Annotated in this window: 17 protein-coding genes; 5 read left to right on the forward strand and 12 right to left on the reverse strand. The window is 48.8% G+C overall.

Annotation, left to right across the window (positions count from 1 at the left end; translation table 11 throughout):
• Window positions 1-203 precede the first annotated feature (203 nt).
• From prfB to cspD, 4 genes are all read right to left on the reverse strand, one after another.
• Window positions 204-1,308, reverse strand: a protein-coding gene (gene prfB, locus CR205_RS15760; protein WP_110521556.1) for a peptide chain release factor 2 whose coding sequence is annotated in 2 segments (ribosomal slippage) — window positions 204-1,235 and window positions 1,237-1,308 — 1,104 coding nt in all. Because the reading frame shifts where the segments join, the coding sequence is not laid out codon by codon here.
• Between the two features lie 210 nt (window positions 1,309-1,518).
• Window positions 1,519-4,050: a preprotein translocase subunit SecA gene (gene secA / locus CR205_RS15765; RefSeq protein ID WP_110521109.1), complete on the reverse strand. Its 2,532-nt coding sequence runs from the start codon at window positions 4,048-4,050 to the stop codon at window positions 1,519-1,521.
• 412 nt (window positions 4,051-4,462) lie between these two features.
• Window positions 4,463-5,032 (reverse strand): ribosome hibernation-promoting factor, HPF/YfiA family, encoded by a 570-nt coding sequence (hpf, locus tag CR205_RS15770; RefSeq protein WP_110521110.1) that lies wholly within the window; start codon window positions 5,030-5,032, stop codon window positions 4,463-4,465.
• A gap of 503 nt (window positions 5,033-5,535) precedes the next feature.
• A complete protein-coding gene (gene cspD, locus CR205_RS15775) occupies window positions 5,536-5,733 on the reverse strand; it encodes a cold-shock protein CspD (RefSeq protein WP_110521111.1) in 198 nt (65 codons plus the stop codon).
• 976 nt (window positions 5,734-6,709) lie between these two features.
• Between cspD and ssb the strand changes: the two genes are divergently transcribed.
• Window positions 6,710-7,102 carry a single-stranded DNA-binding protein gene (ssb, locus tag CR205_RS15780; protein WP_110521112.1) on the forward strand — a complete coding sequence of 131 codons (393 nt, stop codon included), beginning with the start codon at window positions 6,710-6,712 and terminating at the stop codon, window positions 7,100-7,102.
• Window positions 7,103-7,156: 54 nt separating this feature from the next.
• A complete protein-coding gene (locus tag CR205_RS15785; protein WP_110521113.1) occupies window positions 7,157-7,411 on the forward strand; it encodes a hypothetical protein in 255 nt (84 codons plus the stop codon).
• Window positions 7,412-7,495: 84 nt separating this feature from the next.
• Here CR205_RS15785 and manA read toward each other — a convergent pair whose 3' ends face one another.
• Window positions 7,496-8,446 (reverse strand): mannose-6-phosphate isomerase, class I, encoded by a 951-nt coding sequence (gene manA / locus CR205_RS15790; protein ID WP_110521114.1) that lies wholly within the window; start codon window positions 8,444-8,446, stop codon window positions 7,496-7,498.
• A 276-nt stretch (window positions 8,447-8,722) separates the two neighbouring features.
• On the opposite strand from manA, the gene CR205_RS15795 reads away from it, so the two are divergent.
• Window positions 8,723-10,501, forward strand: coding sequence for an alpha-glycosidase (locus CR205_RS15795; protein WP_110521115.1), 1,779 nt, complete (start codon window positions 8,723-8,725; stop codon window positions 10,499-10,501).
• A gap of 157 nt (window positions 10,502-10,658) precedes the next feature.
• Here CR205_RS15795 and CR205_RS15800 read toward each other — a convergent pair whose 3' ends face one another.
• Window positions 10,659-11,573, reverse strand: coding sequence for an ROK family protein (locus CR205_RS15800; RefSeq protein ID WP_110521116.1), 915 nt, complete (start codon window positions 11,571-11,573; stop codon window positions 10,659-10,661).
• A 241-nt stretch (window positions 11,574-11,814) separates the two neighbouring features.
• On the opposite strand from CR205_RS15800, the gene CR205_RS15805 reads away from it, so the two are divergent.
• Window positions 11,815-13,338 carry a sodium/proline symporter gene (locus CR205_RS15805; protein ID WP_161524802.1) on the forward strand — a complete coding sequence of 508 codons (1,524 nt, stop codon included), beginning with the start codon at window positions 11,815-11,817 and terminating at the stop codon, window positions 13,336-13,338.
• A gap of 362 nt (window positions 13,339-13,700) precedes the next feature.
• On the opposite strand, the gene CR205_RS15810 is transcribed toward CR205_RS15805, so the two are convergent.
• The 6 genes from CR205_RS15810 to CR205_RS15835 all read right to left on the reverse strand — a co-directional run bounded on the left by CR205_RS15810 (window position 13,701) and on the right by CR205_RS15835 (window position 18,011).
• Window positions 13,701-14,096 (reverse strand): hypothetical protein, encoded by a 396-nt coding sequence (locus tag CR205_RS15810; RefSeq protein ID WP_110521118.1) that lies wholly within the window; start codon window positions 14,094-14,096, stop codon window positions 13,701-13,703.
• An 18-nt stretch (window positions 14,097-14,114) separates the two neighbouring features.
• Entirely contained in the window at window positions 14,115-14,465 is a 351-nt protein-coding gene (locus tag CR205_RS15815) for a hypothetical protein (RefSeq protein ID WP_110521119.1), read from the reverse strand.
• On the reverse strand, window positions 14,462-14,863 hold the full coding sequence (gene fliS / locus CR205_RS15820) for a flagellar export chaperone FliS (protein WP_110521120.1): 402 nt from the start codon (window positions 14,861-14,863) through the stop codon (window positions 14,462-14,464). Before fliS ends, CR205_RS15815 begins: the two co-directional genes overlap by 4 nt.
• Window positions 14,864-14,892: 29 nt before the next feature.
• Entirely contained in the window at window positions 14,893-16,500 is a 1,608-nt protein-coding gene (locus CR205_RS15825; RefSeq protein ID WP_161524803.1) for a flagellar hook-associated protein 2, read from the reverse strand.
• Window positions 16,501-16,595: 95 nt separating this feature from the next.
• On the reverse strand, window positions 16,596-16,961 hold the full coding sequence (locus CR205_RS15830; protein WP_110521122.1) for a flagellar protein FlaG: 366 nt from the start codon (window positions 16,959-16,961) through the stop codon (window positions 16,596-16,598).
• A 219-nt stretch (window positions 16,962-17,180) separates the two neighbouring features.
• Entirely contained in the window at window positions 17,181-18,011 is an 831-nt protein-coding gene (locus tag CR205_RS15835) for a flagellin N-terminal helical domain-containing protein (protein WP_110521123.1), read from the reverse strand.
• A 349-nt stretch (window positions 18,012-18,360) separates the two neighbouring features.
• Here CR205_RS15835 and CR205_RS15840 point away from each other — a divergent pair, with 349 nt between their 5' ends.
• Entirely contained in the window at window positions 18,361-18,849 is a 489-nt protein-coding gene (locus tag CR205_RS15840; RefSeq protein ID WP_110521124.1) for a competence protein ComK, read from the forward strand.
• Window positions 18,850-18,929 lie beyond the last annotated feature (80 nt).

Raw genomic sequence — 18,929 nt, forward strand, 5'->3', positions numbered from 1 at the left:
TGGCGGTTTTTTTACATAGCTCTTTCGTATAAAATGCTGAATGATTACGCTGCAGGCGGACGCTTTCCGCGGGCAAGGCATCAGCCTCCTCGGGAAAAACGCCCTGCGAGGTCTTCTGCTCTTGCTTTTCCCGCAGGAGTCGCCGCCTTTCGCTCCAGAATTAATATTGTTAAAAGTATCAATCTATCTGAACATAGCATGACTTAATCAATTTTGGAACGGAGGTACGAATCGATGAATGGACCGAGTTCGCCATCCATGACCGCCTGTGTGTTGCCTGTTTCATGGTTTGTCCGGTGGTCTTTGACCATATTATACGGGTGGAACACATAGGAGCGTATCTGACTGCCCCAGCCAATGTCACTCTGTTCCCCGCGGATATCGTCAAGTTCCTTTTGCTGCTGCTCGAGTCTCAGCTGAAGAAGCTTTCCTTTCAGCATCTTCATCGCATGATCACGGTTTTTGATCTGGGACCGCTCTGACTGACACGTCACAACCGTGTTTGTCGGAACGTGTGTGATACGAACCGCAGAATCGGTAGTGTTGACGTGCTGGCCGCCGGCTCCACTTGATCGGTACGTGTCGATCTTCAATTCATCAGGAGAGATTTCAATTTCGCTTACATTATCATCGAGTTCCGGCATCACTTCACATGACGCAAACGACGTATGCCTGCGCCCGGAAGAATCAAATGGCGAAATCCGCACGAGGCGGTGCACCCCTTTTTCTGCCTTCAGATATCCGTAGGCATTATGCCCTTTAATAAGCAGTGTCACACTTTTGACTCCCGCTTCATCTCCAGGAAGATAATCCATCGTATCCACTTTAAAGCCCCGTGCCTCTGACCAGCGGGTATACATGCGAAGAAGCATGGATGCCCAGTCCTGTGATTCCGTTCCACCAGCTCCGGGATGAAGTTCGAGGATAGCGTTATTTTTATCATAAGGTCCGTTCAGGAGAAGCTGAAGTTCAAACTTGTTCATTTCTTCAACAAGTTTTTTCACGCCGCTTTCAAGGTCAGCGCCAAGCTCCTCATCGCCTTCTTCTTTTACAAGTTCATAGGAGACTTCAAGATCTTCATACTGGCTTTCGAGTTTGCGGTAGGTTTCGGTTCCTTCCTTAAGCCGGTTACTTTCGTCGATGACTTTCTGCGCCTCGGTCTGGTTATCCCAAAATCCGGGCTCGGCCATAAGTTCCTCAAGCTCGGCTATACGGGTCTCTTTGTTTTCAAGGTCAAAGAGACCCCCTGAAGTCCGCTAATCGCTTAGCCATATTCTGAAGTTCATTTTTAATATCGGACATTTCCATTTCCGAACACCTCTTTTTAATGTAGAAAAGAAAGCCGCGGCCCGGCAGACCCGGGTCGGACTTTCTCTTCCGGTTTTTTATCATTTTTTTTTGCTGCTTCAGCTGGTGCTGAGTGCTTTCGCACCTTTGCTTTTCTATCGCTATTTAAGAGCCAGTAACTAATTTACGGTAATTGCGCTCCCTTTACCACATACCCGTTCAGAGATGTGTTTACTCTCCGGCAGCCTGGCCGTGGCAGTTTTTGTACTTTTTGCCTGATCCGCATGGACAAGGGTCGTTCCGGCCGACAGTCTCGGCTTTCTGGAACGGCACCTTTTTCCGTTCTTTCGTCTGCTGATTTCCAGGGCTGCGGTGCACCGGTTTTCCTTCTGCTACAGGCTTGCGCTCAAGGTTCCCTTCAATTTGGGCATTCATCACATATCGGGTTACGTTTTCTTCGATGGCAGCGACCATGGCCTCAAACATTTCAAATCCTTCAAACTTGTACTCTCGGAGCGGATCATTCTGTCCGTAAGCACGGAGGTGGATCCCCTGACGAAGCTGATCCATCTGGTCAATGTGACTCGTCCACTTGGAGTCCACGGTGCGCAGAAGAACAACTTTTTCGAATTCACGCATACGCTCAGGTGTGAATTCTTCTTCTTTTGCCTGATATTCTTCCATGGCCCGCTCGGTAATAAGCTCGGTCATTTCCTCCGGATCAAGACCGTTCAGGTCCTTTACTTCGATTTCCTTTTCATTGAGTACGGTGGCATTAATGTAGTCCACGATCCCCTGAAGATTCCAGTCCTCCGGAACTTCGTCTGCCGGTGTGTAGAGCTGAACGTTCCGCTCAATCGTTGATTCGATCATCTTTTCAACGATCGGCTTCAGGTTATCCGAATCGAGAACTTCGTTACGCTGCTCGTAGATGATATCTCGCTGTTCGCGCATGACATCATCGTACTGGAGAAGCTGTTTACGGGCATCAAAGTTGTTTCCTTCCACCCGTTTCTGCGCCTGCTCCACTGCTCGGGAGACAAGCTTACTTTCAATCGGCTGGTCTTCCTCAAGGCCGAGCTTATCCATCATATTCGCCATGTTTTCACTGCCGAAGCGGCGCATCAGCACGTCTTCGAGAGACAGATAAAACTGGGATTTACCCGGGTCACCCTGACGTCCGGAACGTCCGCGGAGCTGATTATCAATCCGGCGGGACTCGTGACGTTCGGTTCCGAGCACGTAGAGACCGCCCAGTTCCTTTACACCTGCACCGAGCTTGATATCCGTACCACGACCGGCCATGTTAGTCGCGATCGTAACGGCTTTTTGCTGGCCGGCATTTTCAATGATTTCCGCTTCACGTGCGTGGTTCTTCGCGTTCAGCACGTTGTGGCGGACACCTTTGCGTTTCAGCATGCCTGCAATCAGCTCGGACGTGTCTACACTGACGGTACCGACCAGAACCGGCTGACCGTTGTCGTAGAGCTCTTTGATCTTTTCGACAATCGCTTTAAATTTGGCGTCCATCGTCTTGTAAATTAAATCGGGCCGGTCATCACGGGCAATCGGTTCGTTTGTCGGGATCGAGTATACGTTCATATTATAAATATTACGGAATTCCTCTTCCTCTGTTTTTGCTGTACCGGTCATTCCGGCAAGCTTTTCATACATACGGAAATAGTTCTGGAACGTAATCGAGGCCATTGTCATACTTTCCCGCTTAATCTCGAGACCTTCCTTAGCCTCGATCGCCTGGTGAAGACCGTCACTGTAACGGCGGCCTTTCATAATACGGCCGGTAAACTGGTCGATGATCGACACTTCCCCGTCCTGCACCACGTAATCATCGTCGCGTTTCATGACAACGTGAGCCTTGACCGCCTGATTGATATGGTGGTTCAGCTGCACATGAGCCTGGTCGAACAGGTTGTCAATTTTAAAGACACGCTCTGCCTTACTCACACCGTCATCGGTCATCTGAACGTTTTTCGTTTTCTCATCGTACGTGTAGTCCTCTTCTTCTTTAAGCATACGCACAAATGAGTTCGCAGCTGTATAAAGCTGCGTCGATTTTTCCGCAGATCCGGAAATGATGAGCGGCGTACGGGCCTCATCGATCAGGATGGAGTCGACTTCATCGACAATGGCAAAATGCAGTTTGCGCTGAACCTTCTGGCGCAAGTAAATCACCATGTTGTCACGTAGATAGTCAAAGCCAAGCTCGTTGTTTGTTGAGTATAGCACATCACATTTGTATGCTTCACGCTTTTCGTCCTTGGACAAACCGTTGTAGTTCAGCCCTACAGTTAGGCCGAGGAATTCATAAAGCCTGCCCATTTCAACGGAGTCACGTTTGGCAAGATAATCGTTGACCGTAACTACGTGAACCCCTTTTCCGGAAAGAGTATTCAGATAAACGGCAAGGGTTGCCATCAGGGTTTTACCTTCACCTGTTTTCATCTCGGAGATATCTCCCTTATGAAGGCAGACCCCACCGATCAGCTGTACGTCAAAATGACGCATCTTCAGAACCCGGGTTGAGGCTTCCCGGGTAACGGCAAACGCTTCCGGTAGAAGATCGTCAAGTGTTTCCCCTTTTTCATAGCGGGATTTGAATTCTTCCGTTTTATTTTTAAGGTCATCATCCGAGAGCTTCTTCATGCTCTCTTCAAGTTCATTAATCTGATCCACCGTCTTCTGCCATTTCTTAATCTGGCGCGCGTCGGTGTCGCCAATCACTTTCCTGAGTAAACCTAGCATTGGACATTGCTCCCTTATTTTATAATGCAATGGGCGATCCCATAATGATTGCGTCATGCCCCGCGCGGCTGCGCGTAAAACCGTCTGACAATTACTTTTCATTTTATCAGTTTCGCCCCGCCCTTACAAGAAGCCGGGTAGGCGGCAGAAAAACAGAGGGAGCAGTGAACGTTTGAAATCTGTCAGTTCCATCCTCCGGTATGAATCGGATAATTACGCTGGATGAAGCCGAAGTTCGGACATAACTTTACTCGGGAAAGTTGGTATACAACTCCACCAAGAAAACCCGTTTAGTACGGACTCTTGAATAGTCACCAGTGAGAAGGCTGCCTTGGCCAGGGCGTTCCGAAAAAAAGAACGTTCCCTCTATTATAGAAGGAACGTCCTGCGGGCGGCTCGGCCCGCCTTTATTTTATTCTGATTCGATGAGGCCGTACTTTCCGTCTTTACGTTTGTACACAACGTTGGTGCCTCCGCTCACGGAGTTTGAAAAGACGAAAAAGTTGTGTCCGAGCATGTCCATTTGAAGGACAGCTTCCTCGGCATCCATCGGTTTAAGATCAAAGCGTTTTGTACGGACGATGTCAATCTCATCTTCGTCTTCGTACGTTGTGGCACCGTTTGGCACCTCTTCCATTGTTGGTTCCAGTTCGTTTTTAAACATATACTTGAGACTGTCATCCTGACGGAATTTGCGGTTCACTTTCGTTTTATGCTTACGGATCTGACGCTCGAGCTTTTCGATCACGAGATCAATAGCCGCGTACATGTCAGTATGAGTTTCTTCTGCGCGAAGCAGAAGCTTCGGCATTGGAATAGTAACCTCCACCCGCTGGTCGTTATTCAGGATCTGAAGTTTAACGTGCACATCGGATGATGGAGTCTGATCGAAATACCTTTCAAGTTTGCCTACCTTTTTTTCAACATATTCCCTTAACGCGGGAGTCACCTCTACGTTTTCTCCTCTAATGTTGTATATCATAAGCAAACTCCTCCTTTCGGTTATATGAGTACTATTCGCTGCTCTCCGTCGATTGTCCTGCTAAAAAACAAGAAAAACATCAAATCTTTTTGTCGGAACGGGTCGGAAATTATTTGCCGATTTTGCAGGATCGGGCTTCACATTTCCAGATTGATGAAAAACTCACTCCTTTATTCAGGATGATGAAAACCTCGCATTATCAGCAGCCAGGATGCGCTGCTGAGTATTTGGAGAATACTCTGCCTTTTCCACTATGAGCGCGAGCTTAAACCCATGCAGGACAAATCTGACTGCCTAATTTTTACGTTAGCAGAATTGTGTGTACACGGACCCTCAGGATGCGATCTGTTGTAAGAATGTAAAAAGCCTGCCCCGTATGCCGATTAGGCTCCGAGACAGGCTTTTGTGTTCGCTTACATCTTACCCTTGCAAAAAGCTCCGTGCTACATCGAATGATCGACCGCAACCGGGAAAACCTCTATTTAAGGGAAAGTGCGAATCAATTAAAGTTTAGTAACGTTCGCTGCTTGAGGTCCGCGAGCACCTTCTACGATTTCGAATTCAACATCCTGGCCTTCTTCAAGGGACTTGAATCCTTCCTGCTCGATCGCAGAGAAATGAACGAATACATCGTCTCCACCTTCGCGCTCGATAAAACCAAAACCTTTTTCAGCGTTGAACCATTTCACTTTTCCTTGCATGCTTCTAACACAATCCCTTCGTAATAAAATCTGGTGGCTTAACCACACCTCTAATATAGCAACGGGTGCATACCGAGTCAATTTCTTTTGAACGCCTTAATTCGACAGAGAGGTCTGACACCTGCCTGTTTGCAGGGGTTTCGACCCAGGTCGATCCACCCGCCTTAATCAAGTGAAAACTACTTTACTGTTCATTTTTTTATGTCGTTCAATAGCATTTTTTGTATTTTTTCAAAATTTTCTTTTAAAATGAGTTGAATATTTTTCCACCCTGATCTAATATAAAATATAAGAATAACGGCGTGCTTCTTTTGGACTACTCTATTCGCACGGGCGCCCTCGTTCACTATGAAGTACACGCCAAACACCCACGATCCGCATCAGCCCTCTCTATCCTCCCACTTTTACCGGCTTCTTTTTCCGGATCTTCCCTCGTTCCGGAACGAAACGGGCAAATAACCGCAGCCTCCAACCCCACAGTGAGGTGACAACCCTTCCGGCGGTAAATTGCTGATTGATTTTTCCTTTGGTGAATACGCAAATGAAAATGCCACTACGGTTGATCAGCGTCTTTTTGAGGCACTATGAAGCCTCTGCGCTTTTTTTTGGCTATTTTCACCGTATTCACCCCCCTCCTCATTACTTTGTCTTTTCATCACAAAACGTCAAGAACCATTCAGCCAATGTGAAGTTTCACCAGGTCAAACTTCACTTTCCACCTCCAGGCCGCCGTTCTAAAATACAAACAAGCTGCCTGCTGAAACAAATCATCGAGTCTCTCCCTAAAGGAGTGATCCCCCTGACAGGATACCCCCGGCTGATGCACATGACTACTAATCAGTCTGTCTCCTTGGAAACGAGGAGCCGGGCACCTCCCCATTCACCATACTCTCACAATTTCACTTTCAGAACCTTCTGTGCCCAGGGACGCCAAACAAGCCATCAATCAATCCGAAGAAAAAGGAGAGTGACCAGTATGCTGAACCAGGTTAGCCTTGTTGGAAGACTTGCACGGGACCCGGAACTTTACTTCACGAAAGGAGGTGTCGCTTTATCAAAATTTACAGTGGCAGTCCAGAGGAATTACCGCAACCCGGACGGTGAGTACGATGCGGATTTTGTGCCGTGTGTGATGTGGAAGGGCAGTGCCGAACGGCTGACTTCAGTCTGCGGAAAAGGATCGATGATTTCCGTTAACGGCCGACTTCAGACGAGTAGTTACACAAACACCGAAAACCGGAAGATTTATAAAATGGATATGATCGCCGAAGCGGTTCATTTCCTGCAGATCAAGCCTCCGGAATTATCAACATTGAAAAAACAGGACGAGGATGAAAAACCGGAACCGGCTCATTCCTCAATATCCTGAATAGAACAAATCCTCTGCAATCCCCCACTACTACCGCTAAAGGAGCAATCCCCATTGACACAGACTGAACTGCTAAAAGCACTCATGCACAAAGTTGCCCAGATTGAGAGAAACATGTCACGAAAGGAAGACCTTATTCCGGTAAAAAACGGGATAGGTGAAACGATCGAACAGATGGCTTTTCTTCAGGAGGAACTGGAGACACTGAAGTCGAGTGTGGAATTAAAGCACATTGAAAATATCAATTCCGACGAAGTAATTCTTCATTCGTTTATGGAGATGGCCCACCAGGGGCCTTCGAAGATGTAAAAAGGCAGTCGCCCCTCTCCTTATGTTTGCACTGGAGAGGGGGCGACTTTTTGAGCCTGGCAAATAAAACAGCTGTCTTGTTTTTTACCGGGTTGTCTGTGAGGCCATGAGGGTGAGGCTTCCGTTGAGTTCGTAACTTCGGACGGTGGCGGGGATGATGAAGTGGACCCCTTTTCGGATGGTGCGCGTTTCGCCGTCTTCGGTGATGGTGCCTTCTCCCTCAATAACGCTCATAAGGAGGTAGTGATCGTTTATGCGGCTCGTGTGTCCGTTAAGTTTCCAGTGATCGACGGTGAAGTACTGCTCCGAAATGAGACGGGTGATGTGCAGGCCGCCTTCACGTGTTTCGCTCTGTTCAGGTTTTGCGTCTTTGTGCGGGACCATGGAGCAGGCGACGGAATCTTTGAGATGAAGGTCCCGGGTATTGCCGGCGTCATCGGTCCGGTCGTAATCGTAAAAGCGGTAGGTGATGTCGGAACTCTGCTGGATTTCCAGAATCATGATCCCTTTTCCGATGGCGTGTACCGTACCGCTTGGGACGTAGTAAAAATCGCCTTTCTGGACGGGAACATCACGGAACAGGCGGTCCCATTCGCCGTCGTCCACCATCTGTGTGAGTTCTTCACGTGATTTGGCGCTGTGCCCGAGAATCAGTTTGGCATCCGGGTCGTGGTCGAGAATGTACCAGCATTCAGTTTTGCCGAATGCGTAGTTTTCGTGTTCTTTTGCGTACGTGTCGTCAGGATGAACCTGGACGCTCAAATCATCCTGGGCGTCAATAATTTTGACAAGGAGCGGGAATTCATCTCCAGGTTCGTTGTTAAACAGTTGGCGGTTGTTTTCCCACAGTTCGCGAACGGTTTTGCCATCATGGGGGCCTCCAGTGACACGGTTTGTGCCGTTTTTATGTCCAGAAATGCCCCAGCACTCGCCGGTGCGATCTGATGGAATCGGGTAATCAAACTGCGTGAGGAGGCGGCTGCCGCCCCATATTTTTTCTTTGAATTCAGGTGATAGAAACAGAATGTTTGTCATGAATATTCCTCCGGTCCGGTGATGCCAGCCGATTGTAGACGCGCTTTCATGCACCGTGGTATACTGTCGATATGTAAGAGACAGTGTTTTTTTCAGCGGTCGTGCAAGCGGTTGCACTTTCTTTTCCTCTGTATAGGACCGCCTGTCTATTTTAAACGTTATGCAGTCGGGAATCAACGCGGTGCAGGATTCCTGCGGGCAAAGAAAACGACTCATAACTTATTTTTCCATTTATGTACGCAACAAGGTCAATAACAACAATACAGGAGGGATTTGATGATAAAGGAAGCTGTGTTTCACCAGCCTAAATCTCATTATGCGTATGCGTATGACAAGGAGACGCTTCATATCCGGATCCGCACGAAAAGAAATGATATGGACAATGTGTATGTTGTTCACGGGGACAAGTACCGCTTCACACCGGAATACATTCAGACTACGAAAATGGAGAAGTTTGCGAGCGACAGTCTCTTTGATTACTATCAGGCTGCAGTTAAACCGGAATATCGGAGATTTGCGTACGCGTTCCGTCTTGAGAGCGGTAAAGAAACGCTTTATTACAATGAGGTCGGTTTCCAGAAGGAAGGCGCCCAGTCCCGGTCCGGGATCGGCATGCTTGAATCACCTTCCGGGATGTTTGAATTTCCGTTTTTAAATCCGGTTGACGTGAACAATCCACCTGACTGGGTGAAGAACGCGGTGTTTTATCAGATTTTCCCTGAGCGGTTTGCCAACGGGGACCCGTCACTTAACCCGCCGGGCACTGAGGAGTGGACCCATGACGCTGAGCCGACAAGGGACAATTTCTTCGGGGGCGATCTGCAGGGTGTGATCGACAATCTTGGATACCTTGAGGAACTGGGTATTACGTGCATCTACTTCACTCCGTTTTTCGAGGCAAAATCAAATCATAAATACGACACGATTGATTACTTAAAGGTAGATCCGCAGTTTGGCGATAACGAAAAAGCGAAGGAGCTTGTGAGGGAAGCCCGCAAGCGTGGTATAAAAGTGATGCTGGACGCGGTGTTCAACCACAGCGGATACTACTTCCCGCCATTTCAAGATGTGCTGAAAAACGGACGTAAATCCCGTTTTGCAAACTGGTTCCACCTCCGTGAGGAGGAGGTCGTTACCGAGCCGCAGCCGAATTACGATACGTTTGGCTTTGTTGCCTCCATGCCGAAGCTGAACACGGAAAACCGTGAAGTGAAGGCGTACCTTCTTGAAGTGGCCCGCTACTGGGTCGAGGATGTAGGCGTTGATGGCTGGCGTCTTGACGTGGCAAACGAAGTAGATCACCAGTTCTGGCGCGAATTCCGTGACGTTGTGAAGAAAGCCAATCCGGAGGCGTACATTCTCGGGGAGATCTGGCACAACTCCATGGCGTGGCTTGGTGGCGATCAGTTTGATGCTGTCATGAACTACCCGGTGACGAACAGTATTCTCGAGTTTTTTGCCATGAAGGAAATTGATGCGGAGGCGTTCATGGGGCGTCTGGATGCGATTCAGGTGGCATATCCGAAACAGGTAAACGAATCGGCGTTTAACCTGCTTGATTCCCACGATACCCCCCGTCTGCTTACAATTGCCGAAGGGGACAAGGACCGGATGAAGCTGGCGGCTACGTTCCAGCTCACCTACACCGGTGCGCCGTGCATTTACTACGGAGATGAAATCGGTATGGCCGGCGGAAACGACCCGGGATGCCGCGCGCCGATGATCTGGGACGAGGAACACCAGGACCGGGACCTGTTTGATTTCTACAAAAATCTGATTCAGCTTCGTAAAGAGCATCGGGCTCTGCGTGACGGAACGTTCCGTTTCCTCTCGGCTGGAAAAGGCAATCACTATGTGGCGTATGAACGGACAGACGGCAACAGCCGATTTGTGTTCCTGTTAAATGGATCCGATGAGGAGATCACCATTAACCTCACTGGTCTCGGCAAAGGAACATTTGTAAATGTGGAAGGAAACGAGCGTTTTCAGGTGAAGCGCAGTAAGCTGAAAGTTACAGCTGGCGCGAACAGTGCGTTGATTTTGAAGGAGCAGTGATTTTGCAGGCTGTTGAAGTATTGGCGTTCGTTTAAGGTGGTTCACATTTATTTAGAGTGTTTCACCTGAGCGGCCTCTTCTTAAATAGCCATCAGAATGATTTATCCCATATAAGGAAGCTGACCGTCTGTGGTCAGCCTCTTTTTTTTTACCTCAACTATTCGCGGTACATCGGGAGCAGGGCAGCTCCGATTACACCGGCACTCTGACCGAGATCTGCAAGCGTGAGTCTGAGTGTTTTCTGCATGCTAGGATAAAGAAGCGGAACGGTTTTCTCTTTCAGCAGCGGAAGCATTCGTTCCTGCTGCATCACACCGCCGCCGAACACAAATACAGCCGGATCGAAGCTGTTTGCCAGGTTGGCCACGGCAATCGCCAGATAGCCGGCGGCTTCTTCAATGATCGCTTCCGCGTACCGATTCCCTTTTTCCGCCTTGGTGAAGACTGTTTCAGCTTTGCCGTCCAGGCCGAGCTTTCGTTTTCCTTCGCGGCCGATCGCCGTGCCGGATGCGAGCCCTTCAAGAGCGCCGGCATTTAACGTGCCAAAACGCTCCCCTCCTGGCTGCACGATCATATTCCCGATTTCTCCTGCATTGCCGGTTGCCCCTGAAAATAATCTGCCGTTAATTACGATACCCGCACCGATTCCGGTGCTCAGAGTTATGTAAATGGTGCTCGATTGTCCGGCACCGGCGCCGAACCGGGCTTCCCCAAGGGCAGCTGCGCTCGCATCGTTGTCGAGTGTGACAGAAAGGCCGGTTGCGGTTTCAAGCTCTTTTTTCAAAGCGAAACCGTCCCATCCTGGCAGATTAGGCGGATCAAGCAGTGTGCCCGAAAACGGATTAAGCGGCCCGGGGCATCCGATTCCGATTTGGTAAACCGGTTCGTCTGCCTGCCTGCTGATGCGCCTAACTGCTTCGACTGTACGGTTCACAAAAGCTTTAGTGCCTTTTTGCGGTGCGGTTTCTTCCTGTTCTCTCGCAAGGATCTTTCCCTCTCTGTCTACCAGCGCCACCCTGGTGCTGGTACCGCCAATATCGATGCCGATCGCCGGCATATTCCCTTTCATCATATCGTCCTCCTCGCTTGTTCAGTTGTGAGCGTTTTTTCTGTATTTTCTGATTTATACTATAATACCAGAAAAGGGGGTGTACACTTTGACTTTTGGGATTCTTTTCGGCCTCGTCATAGTGCCACTGGCGATTCTGGCACTTGGTCTCGGCTGTTATGCCATTACAGCTCGTCAGGATGAGTAGACGTTAATTATTGACCACATCAGCAACTGATCACCAGACTTGAAGGGGGAATTCAAATTGGATATTACTGCACACCCACTTACTGTTTCTGTCCTCATCGCCTATCTGCTTCTTCTTGTTGCGATCGGCATCTTCAGTTCCCGGAAAAGCTCCGGTGGCCTGACCGATTTTTTCCTTGCGGGACGAAGCCTGAATAAATGGACGGTTGCCTTATCCGCCGTCAGTTCCGGCAGAAGTGCGTGGCTCGTTTTAGGGGTAACCGGTACAGCTTATTTAACCGGACTGAATGCGGTCTGGGCGGTTGCAGGCTACATAACCGTTGAAGTGTTTATGTTTTTCTTTGTGGCCAGACGTTTTCGGAACTTCAGTGAGAAAACCGGGAGCATTACTATTCCGGATATTCTGGAAAGCCGGCTCGGGGACCGGACGAAAATTATCCGCCTTGTAAGCTCTCTGATTATCCTGTTTTTCATGGTCGCCTATGTGGGAAGCCAGCTGGTAGCTGGAGGGACTGCCTTTTCCGGAAGCCTCGGCATCACTACTTCCCAGGGAATGTGGCTGACCGCTGCGATCATATTTCTTTATACCATCCTTGGTGGATTTCATGCCGTCAGTAAAACAGACGTGCTGCAAATCGGCTTCATGTTCTTTTCCCTGATCATTCTGCCGATTGTCGCGCTCGTTCAGATGGGCGGCTTCGGCCCCGTCCTGGATGTAATGCAGTCAGAAGGAGGCGGCTTTACGAGTCCATTTGCCTTTGCTTTCGGTGCGATTATTGGTCTTATCGGGATCGGTTTCGGAAGTCCCGGTAATCCGCATATCATCGTTAGGTACATGAGTCTGAAAAACGTGAAGGAAATGCGCCAGGCAGCCCTTATCGCCACGTTCTGGAATGTGATTATGGGCTGGGGAGCAATCATGGTCGGCTTGATTGGCCGGGTATACTTTCCGTCAGTGGACATGCTGCCGGGTGAAAATAATGAGCAGATTTTTACCTCACTCGGGGCAGAAGTGCTGAACCCGTTCTTTGCCGGCATTCTTCTTGTCGCTGTTCTGGCAGCGATTATGAGCAGTGCCGACAGCCAGCTTCTTGTCGGGGCAAGTGCCGTTGTGAGGGACATCTACGACAAACTGTTCGCAAAGGGCAAGGAAATTTCCCAGCGGAAGCTGATTACCTACAGCCGGCTTGTGATCGTGGTGCTGATGGGACTGTCCATCTGGCTCGCTTCCACAGCAACGGACTTCGTTTTCTGGATGGTGCTGTTTGCGTTTGGCGGTCTCGGAGCCTGCTTCGGTCCGGCACTGATTTTAAGCTTCTACTGGAAGGGACTTTCCCGTACCGGGGTGCTCACCGGCATGATCACGGGCCTCATCACCGTCATTATGGTAGCTGAACAGCCGCAGTGGACGTACGCATTTATTGACGTGCATGCGTTTCTGAACTCGTATTTCTTCGGCATTACCTATGAAGCCGTGCCCGGCTTTCTTGTTGCCACATTCTTTACGGTTGTTGTGAGTCTGTTTACGAAAAAACCGGATCACGCAGACGGCCTTGTTGACGATATGAAAAATGCAGGCTGATGCCTGGTGAAGCTTGGAACAAAAGTGTTTCAAATGATGCAAATCCGTACATCAAAATGCGGCAATAATAACCGCTCCTGAAAGATACGCTGCTTTCCGCAGGAGGCGGCTGAGCCTCCGCGTGCTCCGCACTGCGGGGGCTCACCTGCGCTTTTCTTCCTGCAGGAGTCAGCGTATCTTTCATCCACTTTTCCAGCTTTTTATTCACGTTTTCATATTAACACCTTACAATATTCGAAGAATCTTATCGCTTACTCGAGTTGCAATGCTCGCAGCTCTTGCTAATCCCGCAGGCGTCTCGTAATTTTGAACAATCAACGATTAACCTTCAGGTTTCTAATTTCTTACACAAAAAATAAACCTCAGCTCTCGGCTGAGGTTTTGAGGTCGGCTTTTTTTCGGGTTACGACTGTGTACCATTCTTTATAGCATGCGAGCAGAATTTCATGGAGCAGGTGCATGCGTTCACCTGTGTCTTCCAGTTTCTCAACCTGGGCAGCCTGAAGGGCTGCGTCGTGAAAGTGCCCGAGAACCTCCAGTGCCTCAGGATCGTCACCGAAAATGGACACGATCGTCATGTTTTCAGGGTCGTACGGCAGAATCCCTGCCATCACATCCCTGAGAAGCCGGTCGCCGATATCCGTGTCATCTTTGATATAACATTCACTCACATAGGCGAGTACGTCTTCGAGCTCTTTCAGAAGATCGCTGTACCTTGTTATAAAACGCTGTTGTGCTTCGGTTATGCTTCCACTCATGTCGAAACCACCTTCGCTCTAGTTCCTCCGGTCAATAAAGGCGCCGTCCACAGATGGGGCGGAATAGGAATTTTCGTATCTTCTTCCTGTTTCCCTTTTCTTTTTCAACCGGTTTATGTCCATCTTAATGGCAGACATCTCTTCTTTCAACCGGGCATCCACAGCTGTGTTTAGCTCCGCTGCTTTTTTTAGAAACGGCCCGTCCGCTTCAGGCACGGTGCCGCTCATCGTTGAAAGAACCATTTCCCGCTCCTTGAGAAGTGTTTCAATCTGATTAATATGGTCATCCCGGTCACCTGGGGCCGGATTTTTTACGGCGTGATCGTAAAGACGTTCGGTAATGCGTAACAGCTCGTAAGCCTTGCTCATATGCGGGTAGCTCCGCCGAACCGGTTTTTCCGGTCCTGTTTAATTACTTCCACCCACGTGTCTCGAAACTCCTTTACAAACGATTCTGCTTCTTTTAAAGGTGCCGGATCATTTTTAATGTTGGCGTCCGAAATACGGCTTAATATGAAATCGTACATGCGCATCATGTGCTGTGCTGTTTCCGACTCTCCTTTAAGCGTAATCATCAGCTCTCTGATAATATTCTGCGCCTTAATGAGATTTTCGTTACGTTTTTCTATCTCACCGGCAGCGATCGCTTTTTTCCCATTCCGGATAAACTTCAGGCATCCGTCGTAAAGCATGAGTGTGAGCTCACCGGGGGATTTGAACTGGATGTTCTGCTTCTGGTAACTGGCGTACGGATTCTGCATGGCCATCGTAATATCCTCCTCTGTTATCCTGTTGACTACATCATTCCGCCGGGCATCATGGAAAACATCTGCTGGGCCTGGGAATTCATTTGCTGAACTGCTTTTTCCATGGCCGTAAACTGACTCCAGTAACGCTGTTCAGTTTGCTGGAGGCGCCTCTCAAAATTGCTGATTCGATCTTCCATCTGCAGGATGTTTCTTCCGATTGAAAACTGCTGGAGCGTCCTTCCTTCACGGCCGGCCCGGTCGGTAATCCCGGTTATGGCTGTCCTGAGATTTTCCCTGATCGAGGGAATGAGGCCCCGCTCCGCCTGCGGCACGTTTCCGTTTTCGTTCGTTGTACCTGAGGCGTTAAACAGCTGGTACAGATCCTCCGGATGATTTTCAATTGCGTAACGCAGCCGCGCCTCTCCGTTCATCCGCTCGCCGTTTGCCATCGTCATCTGCCGGTCATCAATGACAATTTTTCCCCCGTCACGAAAATCTCTCGACGTGGTCAATCCGATCTGCGAGAGATGGTTAAAGATGCCGTCCACATTTTCCACCGTACTGAACAGATTCGTGCGCATCTGGTTCATAGCACTTGAAAGAACCGGGTCTCTCCTAAGCAGGCCGCTGTTTGCTTTTTCCTCCCAGAGTTCGATCTCATGATCGCTCATTTCTACCCGCTGCTCGCTCGTTAACGGCGGATAATCCCGGTGCCGCTCTTCGGTGAGCTTTCCGTTCACAAAATCCACCAGTTCGTTGTATTCCTCGACGAATGTCATAATGTCCTTATAAATGGCCTCGGAGTCCGTTGCTGTATTAATCCGAACAGGTCCTGTGGTCTCACCGTGGAGGGTGTAGCGGACGCCGTTGATCGTAAAATCGTTGGTTTCCCGTTCCATTTCGTAACCGTTGTATGTAAAGACGGCGTCCTGCCCCTGGACCCTTTCGTACTGCTCAATCGATTCACCGGGAGCTGACGCGACGCCGAACGCCTCCATAAAAGCAGAAGTCACATCATCCCCAAAACGGAAATCAGCCCCTTCACCGGAGTGGGTGCTGGTAAGAACGGTCGTGGCCGAGCCATCGTTCCGCTGATCCACAAACGCAGACACGCCGAGCTGCGAGCGGTTGATCCGGCTGATCACATCATTGACCCGGTCGTTTCTGTTTACCTGAATGCTGACGGTTTCGTAGTCCTCCGAACCGGGCCGCTTTAAGTCAAAAGAAAGTTCAGCAGCGCCGTTTTCGTCCCAGTCAAAGTCCGGTCCATCCTCCCAATCGCTCATTGTTCGGGTAAAAAACTCACCGTCCGGTTCAAAACTGTCCCCTGCCCAGGTGGAAGCTTTGGCAAGCCTTGATACCTCAATCTCTGCGCTGGCATTCTGGGCATTAGCCGAGCCAACTGCCGTTACCTTTGAAGGGTCGGAGCTGGTTACAACTCTCTGGTTGAATGTACTGCGAAGCCCCAGTCCGGTCGCTGAAAACGAGTCTCTGAGTGACGTAAATTCAAGGTTCACTTCCCGGAACGCATCCCGCTGCATCTCCATCCAGGTCCTGTCCTGAACCATCCGCTGCATCGGGAGCCGCTCTGCTTCCATGAGCTGCCTTACCATATCCTGTGTATCCATGCCGGAAGCCAGTCCGCCAATCCGCATTACTCTCATCTCCTTCACCGTGTTTCGTTACGTCTTATATCGGCTGCTCAGGACAGATTTTGAAGGTCTGATAGCGAGATAAACCCATCGTCCTATCAGATTTTTTCATCAATGATAATCCCGGCAAATTCGAGCATCGCAGATACCATGTCGAGAAACTTCTCAGCGGGAATCTCTTTGATCACTTCTTCAGTCTGTTTATCGATGACGGTGACATAAAGGCGGTTCAGATCTTCGTGGAGGTTGAATTGGTAGTCTTTTTCCTGAACCTCAAGCATCTGGTTCATTGCCTGAACTTTTTCGGAGACTTCTTCTTTGTTGACGGGGCGGTTAGGTTCGTCTTTAGGGTCCTGTCCTGTAATGCGGCTGTCGGTTTTGCGCTGGACCGGCTCTACGCGTTTCTCTGTGCCATATCCGAGCCGGTCAAAGGTTTCTTTAACAAATGACTTTGAGATTTCCATCTGCGTCTCTCCCTTTAGTCTGTTTTCTTGTTTTTATATCGGCAGGTCTGGTGAGAGATTCAAGACAAACAAAAAAGCCTCGGTCTGAAAACCGGGCTTTTCTGCAGTATTTATCGGTTTAAATCGAGCCTGTATGCCCTTCGCTTTCCGCGGATTCGCGGGTCTCCGGGCATTCCGGCTCTCACTGACTGATCATTAAATGATGATCAGAAGAATTAATTATCCGAGAAGCTGGAGAACCTGCTGCGGCAACTGGTTCGCCTGGGCAAGCATGGACTGGGAAGCCTGGTTAAGGATGTTATTCTTCGTGAACTCCATCATTTCCTGTGCCATGTCTACGTCACGGATGCGGGATTCAGCGGCTGTCAGGTTTTCAGATGCGTTGTTAAGGTTGGAGATTGTGTGCTCGAGGCGGTTTTGAACAGCACCAAGCTCACTTCTCTGTTTAGATACATTCTCAATTGCAGTGTCGAGTAGGACAAGTGTTGCACCAGCTTCAGTGTGAGCTGATACGTCCAGGTCTTCTCCTGCTGCACCTAATCCTAGACCATCTGCAGTCATATTATCAATATTTAACTGTAGATTTTGATCTTGATTAGCACCAATCTGTAAATTGATTTCATCAGTTTCAAAGGTACCATCTAGAAGTGTTTTACCGTTAAACTCAGTATTATCTGCAATGCGATCGATCTCTGCTGCTAATTCAGTGAGTTCACTTGCAATGGCTTCACGATCTACATCTTCATTCGTATCATTCGCTGCCTGAACTGTAAGTTCACGCATTCTCTGAAGAATACTGTGGGTCTCATCTAGCGCCCCCTCCGCCGTCTGGATAAGGGAAATCCCATCCTGAGCATTCCGGCTGGCCTGATCTAGTCCATTGATCTGCGCGCGCATTTTTTCAGAGATCGCAAGACCTGCTGCGTCGTCTGATGCCTGGTTGATGCGCTGGCCGGAAGATAGCTTCTCCATAGAGTTCTGCATGTGGTTCTGGTTGATGCCGAGCTGACGGTGAGCGTTCATGGCGCTCAGGTTGTTGTTGATAATCATTGTATAATTCCTCCTTGAGATTTACTTCCGCCCACATCCTTGTGACAGGAAGTTCAATAGTTTGTTTACAATAGAGAACGCTGACACGTACCTCATTCGTAAACTTACTATTATTATCGGAATCCCACTGAATTTGTTTAGCTCATGAGGAAATTTTTTCTGACATATTTTAATCTTTGATTGAATCGGAAAGCAACCGCCTGCAACAAAAAATGTCTCCTAACACCTTATATTACATTTATATTACATTTCCCCTTCTTTCTGGAAATAGTCTAAAAATTACAATAAAATTAATTCCAGGTAGTAATTCCTACCCATAACCATTTAACTATGAAAGAGAGGTAGAGGAATGAAGGAGATCTATGTTGAAGAATATGAAATAGGATATCAAACACTGGCATTATTGCCGAACAACGACCTAACCTATTTAGCAAAAGCCATTGAAACCGACAAAGTCGTTTACATCTCGACACCCTGCATCAAAGTTATTGAAGCAGCCTGCCTAAACGGTGGCTCGTCCTTTAATGGCAGAAGAGAGGCGGTGTTTTTTCATACCGGCTTTCAGAAAAGAGTCCCTGTCCCTCTTTCCATTTCAAAAAGGATCTGTGCCTTCCCGACGGAATCCCCCAGTCTGCATGGATGTGCATGGCTCTTCTCCCAGCACCTCCGGAAAATAAGTGAAATTGAACAGCAAAAATCAGAAAAACCAAGAAGGAAGCCTATGTCCAGGGTACATTTTTCAACAGGCCAGGAAATTGAACTTACCGTATCCAAGCATGTTCTCGTTAAACAAATGACCAGAGCGTCCCACTGCATGAATTTATTTGCTCGTTTGTAAGAAGACAAAATAAAAAGGAGACTGCAGTGTCTCCGGAATCAACGTCTTAAAACGTTCACTTTAGTGGACGTTTTTTGTAT

It is taken from the genome of Alteribacter lacisalsi, assembly GCF_003226345.1.
GTDB lineage: Bacteria > Bacillota > Bacilli > Bacillales > Salisediminibacteriaceae > Alteribacter > Alteribacter lacisalsi.